The organism is Odoribacter sp. N15.MGS-14 (assembly GCF_000980245.1).
Lineage (GTDB): Bacteria > Bacteroidota > Bacteroidia > Bacteroidales > Marinifilaceae > Odoribacter > Odoribacter splanchnicus.
In genome coordinates this window covers 78,608-91,908 of sequence record NZ_LARE01000001.1, presented here as the reverse complement: position 1 = coordinate 91,908, position 13,301 = coordinate 78,608, and the positions used below count along the sequence as shown (strand labels likewise).

Below are 13,301 nucleotides of genomic sequence, written 5' to 3'. Positions count from 1 at the left end.
TGTGAAAGAAATTATAAAACTGATATTAAAATATCATTTTACTATAATTTTTATTTTGTTGGAAGTCCTCTCCTTTTCTCTGATAGTTTTACACAATAACTATCAGAGAACTGTGTTTTCAGGCTATACAGCATCATTTTTCGGAACCATATCTTCCGTGGTTACCCGGGTAGACGATTATTTCTATCTGAAAGTAACCAACGAAAAATTAGTTGCAGAGAATACCGAATTGAGAAATGAAATTGAAAAACTGAAACTTCTCAATCGGATCAGTAATGCGGATACATTATGGGCCCCTACCGATTCTGCCGATGTCGATTATGTATACAAAACAGCTGAAATGATCAATTCCAGTTTTAACAAGACTAAAAATTATATTGTTATCGACAAAGGCGCAACTGAGGGGATCAAACCCGAAATGGCCGTTTGTTCGAGTGAAGGAGTGGTCGGTATTATCGAGAAAGTAAGCAATCGTTATGCGCGGGTATTACCCTTGATCAATACCAATCTTCGGATCTCAGCGAAAATCAAAAAAAACGGTTACTACGGTTCACTTCAATGGGACGGAGACGATTATCGGTATTCTTATCTGAACGACATACCCTTTCATGTAGATACAGAAGTGGGCGATACGATTGTGACTTCAGGATTTTCCAGTATTTTCCCGGAAGGTGAGATGATCGGCTTCGTAGAATCGGTAAATAAGGAAACGGCTAATTTTCTGACGATAAAAGTAAAACTTGCAACTGATTTTAAACGCATCTCGGATGTATACATTATCGCTAATACCAGAAAAGAAGAACAACAGGCTTTAGGGAGGGAAAATCATGAGTAATATCAAATTTGTTATACATCTCTTCGTGTTGCTATTACTCCAATTGACCATATTGGATAATATTCAGCTTCACTCCTACGTCTATATCAACATTTATATTCTGGCCATATACATTCTGCCTTACCGTTTACGTAATGCAACGATTTTGTTTTTCGGTTTCTTTTTAGGTTTATTTGTCGATCTGGCCAACCACACCATGGGTATTCATGCTGCGGCAACGACTTTATTGGCCTATATTCGTCCCCGTTTGTTGATGCTGACTTCAAACCGGGAACAGATCGACGATATTCAGGGAAAACAGAAAATCAGTGATTTCGGTTGGTTTTTCAAATATGTCTTTATCAGTACTGCGATTTTCAACACCGTGCTGATCCTTTGTGAAACGTTCAGTGTCCACAATTTCGTGATCACCGGCCTGCGTATTTTATTCAGCACTTTAGCTTCTACTTTTTTCATCTTGCTATATTATTTTATAGCTTTGAAGAAAAAACAGAACCAATAGAATTGAATTCGAGCATATTGAATTTTCAAATTCCCGGTTAGATTGTTATGAACAAATACACACATCGGAAAACAGTTATCTCGGCTATCATTATCTGTGTTTGTTGTATTTATATCATCCGCTTGTTTTATATGCAGGTGATAGACGATTCATTCCAGATAAAAGCCATGATGAACTCTCAACGAATTGCGACTCAATATCCGGCCAGAGGATTGATTTTTGACCGGAACGGTAAATTATTGGTAGAAAACCAGCCGGCATACGACCTCATGGTGATTCCCCGTCAGGTGAAAGATTTCGATACAACCGAGCTGATCACTATTTTGGGTATAGATAAAGATATGCTGATTAAAAATATGGTCAAATGCCGGAAATACTCTCCTTTCAAGGCTTCTGTCCTGATCTCTCAGATCACGGCCAACAAATATGCCGTATTGCAGGAAAAATTACACAAATATCCGGGATTTTTCATGCAGACCCGAACATTACGAAAGTATAACGTTTCCCATTCTGCCGATGTCTTCGGATATATCGGAGAAGTCAGCCAAACTTTGGTCGAACAGGACAGCACCTACGCTCCCGGTGACTATATCGGAGTCAACGGACTCGAAAAAAGTTATGAAAATCTGCTGAGAGGTACGAAAGGGGAACAAATCCTACTGGTTGACAATTATAATCGTGTAAAAGGCTCTTACCAAAACGGTCTATATGATAAACCCGCTATCGTAGGACAAAATCTCACGACTACGCTGGACATCGACTTACAGGAATATGCTTACCAGCTCATGCGAAATAAGAGAGGCGGAATCATTGCTATGGAACCCTCGACAGGTGAAATCCTACTGAAAGTTTCCAGCCCCGGCTACGATCCCCAACTGATGATCGGCCTGGAAAGAGGTAAAAATTATAAAAAATTGAATCAGGATCCCAATAAGCCTCTGTTCGACCGTACCGTTTCAGGAGCTTATCCTCCCGGTTCTACTTTTAAAACACTGCAAGCACTGTATGGTTTAAAGGAAGAAGTCATTACCCCTGAAACTTGTTTCGAATGTTACGGGAAAGCTAAGACAGCTATCGGAGGGATCCGGATGGGATGCCACAATCACAATTCTCCCCTGAATCTGTACCAGGCTATTCAGCAGTCTTGTAATCCCTATTTTGTAAATGTGTGGCGAAGGATACTGGAAAACCGAAAATACGATAGTGTTCGGGATGCTTACATCGAATGGAGAGATTTTATTTGTTCCTTCGGTTTAGGTGCGAAGATATGTCCTGATTTCTCCAATGAGATCAGTGGTTCAATTCCCACTCCTCCGCTATTCGATCGCAAATTCCGGACTCAGGATTGGCGCTGGAGTTATATTATGTCTCTTTCTATCGGACAGGGAGAGTTGGAGCTTACTCCTTTGCAGATAGCCAATATGGCCTGTGTATTGGCTAACCGGGGGTATTATATGACTCCTCATATCGTACGTCCGATCGAAGGGGCGAACAATCAGGTCGAGAAACATACGGTCGACTGTGACCGGAAATACTTCGATATCGTCGTAGAAGGTATGGCGATGGCAGCCAGCAGCGGAACGGCCCGCGGGGCTTCTATCGATTCGGTAGTCATATGCGGTAAAACCGGGACAGCTCAGAATCCGCATGGAGAGGATCACTCCATTTTCATGGCCTTCGCTCCTAAAGACAACCCTAAAATTGTGATCGCTATCTATATTGAAAACGGAGGATTCGGTGCCCAATATGCAGTACCTATCGGAGGACTGATTATGGAGAAATACCTCAAGGGCAAGATCGCTCCCCGCAAAAAAGCAATTGAGGAAAGAATGTTGAACTCTAATCTGATTATCCCGGAAACTCCGAAGAAAGAACAGCATTTGAAGACAGCAGAAGAAAAGCAAAACGAAGAAGATTAATCTTGGAATTATGAACAGGCAATCAGAACTTTTGAAAAATATAGACTGGCTCTCCATTTTCTTATATACCCTCCTGGTTTTTATGGGATGGCTGAATATCTATGCGGCTGTATACGATGAAAGCCACAGCAATATTTTGGATATCGACCTGAAATACGGAAAACAATTGTTGTGGATCGGGGCTGCCTTCGTATTGGGTATTTTTATCTTACTTACCGACAGTAAATTTTTTACCGCTTTTTCTTTTGTGATCTATGGACTGACGGTCGGACTTTTGGCCGCCGTACTGGTCTTCGGGGTAGAATCCCATGGAGCCCGTTCGTGGTTTGAAATCGGAGGTATCCGGATACAACCGGCCGAATTCGGAAAATTCGCTACTTGTCTGGCTATTGCGAATGTAATGAGCAGGCATGGTTTTAAAATCATGCGCTTTTCAAGCCTGGCATTGATCGGTTTGTTATTGGCTATTCCGGCCGGTTTGATTGTCTTGCAGAACGATACCGGTTCTGCACTGGTATACAGTTCGTTTATCCTTGTAATGTATAGAGAAGGTTTACATGGTTCACTTCTATTATTATGTTTTATAGCTATAGCTATTTTTATATTCACCCTGATCTATCCCCCCATCGTCGTATTATCTCTGATTATTGCAGGGACGTTGATAGCCTTCCTGTATTACCGTCAGAATAAACAGGAATTTTATCGGATCATTATTTTCCTGGTAAGCTGCTTCCTATTTTTATTATTTTTGAAGTGGTTATTTGAATTCAATATCGGAAATGAAAGATTATTATTGTACGCTTATTTATCGACCGGTTTGATCGGTATTTATTTTATATATAAGCGTAAGATGAAGCATATACTGCTCGTTTTACTGGCTTCCTGGGTTTGTATCGGAGCGACGGTAGGTGTCGACTATGCTTTCGAAAAATTACAGCCCCACCAGAAAGACCGGATCAATAATTTATTGGGGATAGAAACCGATTTGACCGGAGCCGGTTATAACGTCAATCAATCTAAAATTGCAATAGGTTCAGGAGGCTTATTAGGAAAAGGATTTCTACAGGGTACCCAGACCAAATTCAATTTTGTTCCCGAACAAAGTACCGATTTTATATTCTGTACAGTCGGCGAAGAATGGGGTTTTGTCGGTTCGGCCATACTGATCGGACTACTTATGGCCTTTATTTTAAGAATTATTTACCTGGCGGAACGTCAGCGTTCGGATTTTTCCCGCATCTATGGATACGGGGTAGCCAGCATTTTATTCTTTCATGTGGCGATCAATATAGGAATGACGATCGGAATGGCTCCCGTCATCGGCATCCCCCTGCCTTTTTTCAGCTACGGAGGTTCTTCCCTTTGGGCATTTACTATTTTGATCTTTATCTTTTTACGTCTGGATGCCAACCGCCTTCAGGTATTCAGTTAAGCGGCGAACATCTGCCGGGTAAAATCTTCGGGCACAAACGTTTTAAATATATCTTAAAGCGCGTTTTTATTCGTTTTTTTTAATATTTTCGTGCGGCTATAAACATTAAAAAGTACGAAAGATGAAAACACTCATTCTGAACATAAAACAGCTGGTACAAACGGAACTATCTCCCCGCAAATGGGTTGCAGGTAAAGATATGGCCCGGTTAGGTATCCTGGAAAATGCTTATTTACTTGTTGAAGAAGATAAAATTGCCGGATTCGGAAAAATGGAAGATTTAGACCGGGAGGCTGTCTATGCCGGCGGGGATATCGTCAAGGAAATCGATGCAACCGGCCGTTTGGTCATGCCCTCTTATTGTGACTCTCATACTCATCTGGTTTATGCCGGAAGCCGTGAAATCGAGTATATCGATAAAATCCGTGGTCTTTCTTACGAAGAAATAGCCAAACGCGGAGGCGGTATTCTCAATTCATGCGAAAGGATACGTAAAGCTTCTGAAGAAGAGCTTTTCGATGCAGCCTATGACCGGATTCAGGAAATCGCCGGTTTCGGTACAGGTGCAGTCGAAATAAAAAGTGGTTATGGGCTGGATACCGAAAGCGAATTAAAAATGTTGAGGGTGATCCGCCGTTTGAAAGCCGAAACTCCCCTATTGATTAAATCGACTTTTTTAGGGGCACATGCCGTACCTTTGGAATATAAGGGCAGACAAACAGAATATGTAGATCTTATTATCAACGAAATGATCCCAATGGTCGCTGCCGAAGAATTGGCCGATTACATCGACGTATTTTGTGACAAAGGTTTCTTTACTGTCGAAGATACCGACCGGATGCTGAATGCCGGAATGAAATACGGATTACGTGCGAAGATACATGCCAATGAACTCGACTACTCGGGTGGTGTGCAAGTCGGAGTGAAATACAATGCAATTTCTGTCGACCACCTGGAATGTATGGGAGAAGAAGAAATCGCCTGTTTATTGGAAAGCGAAACTATGCCGACCGTATTGCCCGGAGCCGCTTTTTTCCTGAATATGCCTTATTCTCCCGTTCGTAAGATGATTCAGGCCGGTTTACCGGTAGCTTTGGCTTCCGATTATAATCCGGGTTCTTCTCCTTCCGGTAATATGAAATTCATTATGTCCTTAGGATGTATCAATTACAAAATGTTACCTGAAGAAGTGATCAATGCGACGACTTTAAATTCGGCCTATGCGATGGGAGTTGAAGAAGAAGCAGGGAGTATCGCTGTCGGTAAACTTGCCAACTTTTATATAACGACTCCTATTTCGGGCATCGAATACTTACCCTATGCCTATACGGCTGATTTAATAGAAGCGATTTTCTTAAAAGGAGAACAATATTAATTGAAATCGACTGAAACATACTTAAAATTAAAGTTTATATACCATGAAAAAATTAATTGAATGCGTGCCTAATTTTAGCGAAGGAAACGACATGCATATCATCGATCAGATCACCGATGCCATGAAAACCGTTGAAGGAATCAGTGTTATCGATGTCGATCCCGGTAAGGCGACCAATCGTACTGTGGTGACTATGGTTGGAGAACCCGAACCGATTTGTGAAGCAGCTTTCCGGGCAGTCAAGAAAGCCGCCGAATTAATCGATATGACCAAACACAAGGGAGCTCATCCCCGCTTCGGAGCAACCGATGTATGTCCATTGGTGCCGGTTTCCAATATCACGATGGAAGAAACCGTGGAATACGCCCGGAAATTAGCCGAGCGTATCGGCAAAGAGCTGAATATCCCGGTATATTGTTACGAAAGTGCTGCTTTTGTTCCGGAACGGAGAAATTTAGCTACTTGTCGGGCCGGAGAATATGAAGCTTTGGGAGAACGTCTTTCCAGTGAACAGTGGCATCCGGATTTCGGTCCCCGTGAACTGAATAGCTGGACTGCCAAGACCGGAGCTACTGCAGTCGGTGCCCGTAATTTTCTGGTCGCTTATAATGTTAACCTGAATACCACCTCTACTCGCCGGGCCAACTCGATCGCTTTCGATGTACGCGAACGCGGAAGGGTGAAACGGGAAGGCAACCCGATCACCGGTAAAAAAGTATTGGATGAAAAAGGAAAGCCGGTGATGATTCCGGGGAGCCTGAAATCTGTAAAAGCGATCGGCTGGTTTATAGAAGAATATGGAATAGCTCAGATCTCTATGAACCTGACGGATATTTCCGTGACTTCCATGCATGAAGCCTTCGACGAAGTTTGCCGTAAGGCTGCCGACCGGGGCATTCGGGTTACCGGTTCCGAACTTGTCGGTGTACTTCCGTTAAAAGCGATGTTGGACGCCGGTCGGTATTTCCTGCGTAAACAACAACGTTCTACGGGGGTATCCGACAAAGAGCTGATCAAAATAGCCGTCAAATCATTGGGATTGGACGAATTATATCCTTTCGATCCGAAAAAGAAGATCATCGAATATATTCTCGAGGAAGAAGCTTCGAAAGGTAAGAAAAAACTGGTAGACATGACTTTAACCGATTTTGCCGACGAAACGGCTTCTGAATCTCCGGCTCCCGGTGGGGGGTCGATCTCTGCCTATATGGGGGCCTTGGGTGCCGCTCTCGGTTCGATGGTCGCCAACCTCTCCTCACACAAACGGGGATGGGACGACCGTTGGGAAGAATTTAGCGATTGGGCTGAAAAAGGAAAAGTATATCAGACTGAATTGATCAAACTGGTGGACGAAGACACCAATGCTTTCAATAAGATCATGGATGCTTTCAGTTTGCCTAAAAAATCTGAAGAAGAAAAAGCTGCCCGGCAGAAAGCTGTTCAGGATGCCACCCGCTATGCTACCGAAGTACCGTTCAAAACGATGAAACAATGTTACGAATGTATGTCTGTAGCCAAAGCTATGGCTGAAATAGGTAACCCGAATTCCGTAACGGATGCCGGCGTAGGTGCATTGGCAGCACGCGCCGGAGTCATGGGAGCATTTCTGAATGTAAAAATCAATGCAGCCGGATTGGAAGATAAGGAATTTGCAGCTCAAATCATACGCGAAGGTGAAGCTATCGTGGAAAAAGCCAATGAACTGGAAGCTGAAATTTTGAAGATTGTAAATTCAAAAATCTAAGTTCCCGATCTATTGCTATGTTATATAAAATCGTTTAGCCGGGCCACCGGTTAAACGATTTGCTTTTTTTATCACAGACTTTCTTACTTTCGATCGATTTTTCCGGATAGCAGGATAAAATATCGGGGGTTTTGCTTTATCTTTGCGTACGTATGACAAAGCAGAATTTAATAGTTAGAGAGATTTCAGGGATAACAAGGGTTTCAGAAATTAACCGTTGTGACTGTTGTCATTGGAAAAGGTACTTCTTTGGGGGGATACTGGTCGTTATCCTTACTGTTTTCCAGCAAGGAGCCGATCAGGAACCGATCTCTTTTGCCGGCCAGTATCCCGGAATCGAGACTGAATTTATTGCAGATTATACCCTGTATGGGGAGGACGACGAAAATTGTATCTGTCCATCCAGTTCGCGCAACCGGAAAAATCTATTACACTCTGTTGCTGAAAAATATCATTTTTCAACTTGCTTTTCTCCTGCGGGAGAAAGGAAAATAGTTTTTACACGTTTCTGCCCTATTCCCATATTGCGTTCTTTTTTATGCGTTTATAGAATTTGAAGTCAGCCAATGCAATCAAAAAGATTATTTACGAATGGAAGAATTAAAATATACTACACACAGCTAAAATGGAAACAAAACATTATTCCGGCTTGAACGATTCAGAAGTGCAGCAAAGCCGCAAACAATTTGGAGAAAATATCATCACTCCACCTCCACATACTCCTTTGTGGAAACTTTTCCTTGAGAAATTTAAAGATCCGATTATCCGTATATTGTTGGTAGCAGCCGTCTTGTCGCTGATTATTTCTATCATGCACAATGAATATGCAGAGACGATCGGTATTTTCTTCGCTATATTTCTGGCTACCGGAGTCGGTTTCTGGTTCGAAATGGATGCCAATAAAAAATTCGAATTATTGAATCAGGTCAATGATGATATACACATAAAGGTTCTTCGCAATGGAAACATACACGAAATACCTAAACGTGAAATTGTAGTCGGCGATATTGTCGTACTTGAGACCGGAGAAGAAATTCCCGCTGACGGAGAATTGATCGAAGCTATTTCTTTGCAAGTGAACGAATCTACCCTAACGGGCGAACCGGTCATCGATAAGACTACCGATCCTGCCGATTTCGATCCGGAGGCTACCTACCCTTCCAACAAAATCATGAGGGGTACCACTATAGTCAACGGGCATTGTGTCTACAAAGTAGAAAAAGTAGGTGACGCTACAGAATTCGGAAAAGTGGCCCAAAAATCTACAGAGATCAATCACGATAAAACTCCGCTCAGCAAACAACTGGAAGGCCTGGCCAAGTTTATCAGTATTATCGGTTTTACAGTTGCCGGGGTTACTTTTGTCGGATTACTTACAAAAGATATTATAGCCGGAATTTTCACTGCCGATACGATCTTCACTTTAGAAACGGCAGGAAGGATTTTGAAATATTTCATGGTTGCAGTCACTCTTATCGTTGTATCCGTCCCGGAAGGCTTACCGATGAGTGTTACACTAAGTCTTGCATTAAGCATGCGTAAAATGCTAAAGACGAACAATTTGGTACGTAAGATGCATGCCTGCGAAACGATGGGAGCCACAACCGTTATCTGTACAGATAAGACAGGAACCCTGACTCAAAATCAAATGCAGGTTTATCAAACCCGGTTTTACGGTTTGCCGGACCAAGAACTGCAACAGGATAATCGCCTTCAGGTATTGATCAAGGAAGGGATTTCCATCAATTCAACGGCCTATCTGGAATACGGTAACGATCAGATCAAGACCTTGGGAAATCCGACCGAAGCCGCTTTATTACTTTGGCTGCATCAGCAGAAGATCAATTATATGGATTACCGGGATAATACTGAAATTTTGGAACAATTGACCTTTTCTACCGAACGGAAATACATGGCAACCCTGGTCCGCTCCGTGCTGGAGGGAAAGCTTATTCTCTATCTGAAGGGAGCTCCCGAAATTGTATTCGCCAAATGTAAACAGGTAGAAACCCCCGCAGGTTTAGTTCCTGCACAAGAATATCATGCTACTGTAGAAAAAGAATTGCTGGACTTTCAGAATCAGGCGATGCGTACATTGGGATTTGCCTATAAGCTAGTAGATTCTGCTTCAGAAGGCGAGATCGAAGCTATCGCTCAGGAAGATTTTATCTTTTTAGGAATTGCGGCGATTTCCGATCCGGTACGTCCGGATGTCCCCGCTGCAGTAGCCAAATGTTTGAATGCGGGAATCGATGTAAAGATTGTCACCGGAGATACTCCGGCAACCGCCCGGGAAATCGGACGGCAGATCGGTATTTGGAAATCCGAAGATTCGGAGGAACAGATTATCACCGGAGTCGACTTTGAAAAATTGCCGGACGAAGAAGCGGCTAAACGGGTTTTGAAACTCAAAATAATGTGTCGTGCCCGCCCTACCGACAAACAACGTCTGGTCGAACTGCTGAAACAATCGGGAGCAGTCGTAGCTGTAACCGGGGACGGTACAAACGATGCACCGGCATTGAATCATGCCGATGTGGGACTTTCCATGGGCTCCGGAACCTCGGTGGCTAAGGAAGCCAGTGATATTACTTTATTGGATGATTCGTTCAACAGTATTGCTACAGCCGTAATGTGGGGACGTTCGCTTTATCACAATATCCAACGTTTTATACTGTTTCAGCTGACGATCAACTTATCGGCTTTGCTGATTGTACTGATCGGTTCAATGTTCGGCCGGGAATTACCCTTGACTGTAACTCAAATGTTATGGGTGAACATGATCATTGATACATTCGCAGCAGCTGCCCTGGCTTCTCTCCCTCCCAACCCCAAAGTAATGAATGAAATGCCCCGCAAATCGACAGATTTTATCATCAGTCCCAAGATGCGGAATTACATCCTGGGGATAGGACTTTCGTTTACGGTATTGCTGCTCGGCCTGATGTATTGGTTTACCATAAACGACGGAGTCATGTCCCGACACGATCTGTCTGTATTTTTCACAACTTTTGTGATGCTACAGTTCTGGAATATGTTCAATGCGAAAGCTTTTCTTTCTCATGGCTCTGCATTCAAGAATTTAAAGGACAGTACCGGTTTCCTGATCGTTATGTTTATCATTCCCATCGGGCAGTATTTGATTGTACAATTCGGAGGAGAGGTATTCCGTACCGTTCCTTTAAGTTGGAAAGACTGGGGGATCATTGTCGGTTTGACTTCGCTGGTACTGTGGATCGGTGAAATCCTCAGATTGATGAAGAAACAATGAGTCATAAGTCATTTTCTGGCAAAGCTAGAAAAAGATAAGGCTAACCTTCGGTTAACCGACGAGTGCCTTGCTGATTGGCGGAACCAGGTTCAGGATTGAAAGTCAGAACCGAAAATCCGCCAATCCGCCAGGACCTCAGTTCAAATGATTTATAAACTAAATCTTATCGTCCCGATCAAGTCTTCACTCCTTCGATAAGTCACTTTTCTCTTCCTGGGAATTCTCGCGGGATTTCGATAAGGTCTCTAAGAATTTGATCCTTTCCTTACAAAATTTTTTGATTACTTTCTCTGTTTTGCAGGTAAAAGTCAGACAGCGGGTCAACAGATCGGAGTTGACGGTATACGGATAGCTGAAGCGGGTTTTATAACTAAAAGATTGCAAGCGTCCGAATAAAGTCCATTCGGCCAATTGTCCGTCTCCATACCACAAGGCAGCAATTTCTTTCGTACAGTATCTGATTTTCAGGTAAGTCGTCACCAGATCTTCTCTCCCTTCGGCCAGAAAGCCATAATGTACCATATTTCCGGCCCGAAGAAATTGGACGACAGCCTGATACAGATAATAAGCGGCTAAACGGGGAATACCACCGTCGATATGTCGCTGTGCATCTTGCAGAAAAGCTCTTCCTAAGGCCAGACACTGATCGGAAAGGCCGACAATTTGCTGATAAGAACGGGTCGGTTTATAAGCGACAGACTCTTTTAAAATACAATTTTCACTCTCATACAACAAGATCCCCTCTTTTCTAATTGCATAGAAAAAATAACTTAAAGAAGTGCGATGATGAATAAATTCAGCTGTAAAAATATGAAGGGACAGATTCTTCTCCTTCCGGTTATCAAGCGGATAATGAGTCTTTAAATATCCGACCAACTCCCTAACCGTCAGCGTCGGTTTTTCCTCCATGATAACAAGCATTTCATACCCTTTCAAAGCGTTATGAAAGTCCATACCTGCATAATAACCGAACAAAATAACCATCTGAGGATGAATATACTCACAAATAAGATCTGTTAGCTTGTGGAGTTCTTCCATGTTCTGACAAGCTGGTACCATTGGAATTGTCTTCATAACCGTTAAGTTTTTAATTAGAGAAATTTTACAATTACCCCGTCAAATCTCTATATCATCCAAATCCGGAATATATACACATAAAAAATCGGCCCTTGAACTGATGGGGTGCCAATAATATTTTACAAAAAATTACCAGGTTTTTCACCTGCCCCATCAGCCAAGAACCGAATATTTAAAGCAGCAGGCAACCGAATGCCTGCTACGTTAATCAACAGTCCTAAGCTGCTTTGTAAAATATATTGGCATTACAAAGATAGGACAATTTTTCATTATATCCATATAAAATTGGAATAATTTTCATATTTATTTCACCAAGCTATCGTTTAACAGGTTAAAGATAAGTCTTTTTTATTTAAATCGCCATTATTTTTATTTATAATTTTGTATTTTCGGATAGTTTGTCCAATTTAAAACACATGTTTCTTATCTTATATCTTTATTTCTTATCTTTGTCAAATCAGTAATAGAAATATGAAAACCAGAAAAATCAGAACTGCTTTATATAATGTCCTTCCCGGAGAAAAAGCACATGCTCTCATGGCTCCTCGCCCGAAGTATATCGAAGGAATCGAAGGCGTACATCCCTGTCCTCCTGTCAATAGTGCCATCCTTGCCTTAATCGTTCCTTTTGAAAACGAATTGGCCCTTCCTCTCATCAAACGGGTAAACCGGGGAAAATATCATGGCGGACAAATTGCTTTTCCCGGTGGAAAGATGGAAAAAGAAGATGCCGATGCTTTACAGACAGCTTTACGGGAATGTCACGAAGAAATAGGAGTACCCGAAGAAAAAGTGTCTATCCTGGGAGTATTGAGCGATATCTATATTCCTTTGAGCAATTTCAATATTACTCCGATTGTCGGGACAACATTACAATTACCTGATTTTATCTTATCCCAGGATGAAGTGGAAAAAGTCATTTTAGTAAAATTAAGGGATCTTTTCGATGACCGGAATAAAACCACACACTCTTTTGTACGACACGATCATAAAATTATTGCACCGGGATATAAGATCGGAGAAAATTTTATTTGGGGAGCCACTGCAATGATTATTGCAGAATTAGAGCAATTAATGAAAACCAATACTTTCAATCATTTAGGAAAGCTGTAAGGCTATTTTAGCATTGCAATTGGGGCTGTAGCC

General features: G+C 42.2%; 9 protein-coding genes. 8 read left to right on the top strand and 1 reads right to left on the bottom strand.

Annotation, left to right across the window (positions count from 1 at the left end; genetic code table 11):
• Window position 1 precedes the first annotated feature (1 nt).
• From mreC to WS34_RS00340, 7 genes are all read left to right on the top strand, one after another.
• Window positions 2-835 (top strand): rod shape-determining protein MreC, encoded by an 834-nt coding sequence (gene mreC, locus WS34_RS00375; protein WP_013611049.1) that lies wholly within the window; start codon window positions 2-4, stop codon window positions 833-835.
• Entirely contained in the window at window positions 828-1,337 is a 510-nt protein-coding gene (locus tag WS34_RS00370) for a hypothetical protein (protein WP_013611050.1), read from the top strand. The genes mreC and WS34_RS00370 overlap by 8 nt, the downstream gene beginning before the upstream one ends.
• 47 nt (window positions 1,338-1,384) lie before the next feature.
• Complete coding sequence (mrdA, locus tag WS34_RS00365) at window positions 1,385-3,256, top strand: penicillin-binding protein 2 (protein ID WP_013611051.1); 1,872 nt, start codon at window positions 1,385-1,387, stop codon at window positions 3,254-3,256.
• 10 nt (window positions 3,257-3,266) lie between these two features.
• Window positions 3,267-4,688, top strand: a complete 1,422-nt coding sequence (gene rodA, locus WS34_RS00360; protein ID WP_013611052.1) for a rod shape-determining protein RodA — start codon at window positions 3,267-3,269, stop codon at window positions 4,686-4,688.
• A gap of 121 nt (window positions 4,689-4,809) precedes the next feature.
• Entirely contained in the window at window positions 4,810-6,063 is a 1,254-nt protein-coding gene (gene hutI / locus WS34_RS00355; RefSeq protein WP_013611053.1) for an imidazolonepropionase, read from the top strand.
• A 43-nt stretch (window positions 6,064-6,106) separates the two neighbouring features.
• Complete coding sequence (ftcD, locus tag WS34_RS00350) at window positions 6,107-7,807, top strand: glutamate formimidoyltransferase (RefSeq protein ID WP_013611054.1); 1,701 nt, start codon at window positions 6,107-6,109, stop codon at window positions 7,805-7,807.
• A gap of 625 nt (window positions 7,808-8,432) precedes the next feature.
• Window positions 8,433-11,078: a calcium-translocating P-type ATPase, PMCA-type gene (locus WS34_RS00340; protein ID WP_013611055.1), complete on the top strand. Its 2,646-nt coding sequence runs from the start codon at window positions 8,433-8,435 to the stop codon at window positions 11,076-11,078.
• 183 nt (window positions 11,079-11,261) lie between these two features.
• Here WS34_RS00340 and WS34_RS00335 read toward each other — a convergent pair whose 3' ends face one another.
• Window positions 11,262-12,152 carry a hypothetical protein gene (locus tag WS34_RS00335; protein ID WP_146752596.1) on the bottom strand — a complete coding sequence of 297 codons (891 nt, stop codon included), beginning with the start codon at window positions 12,150-12,152 and terminating at the stop codon, window positions 11,262-11,264.
• A gap of 474 nt (window positions 12,153-12,626) precedes the next feature.
• On the opposite strand from WS34_RS00335, the gene WS34_RS00330 reads away from it, so the two are divergent.
• Window positions 12,627-13,268 (top strand): NUDIX hydrolase, encoded by a 642-nt coding sequence (locus tag WS34_RS00330; protein ID WP_013611057.1) that lies wholly within the window; start codon window positions 12,627-12,629, stop codon window positions 13,266-13,268.
• Window positions 13,269-13,301 lie beyond the last annotated feature (33 nt).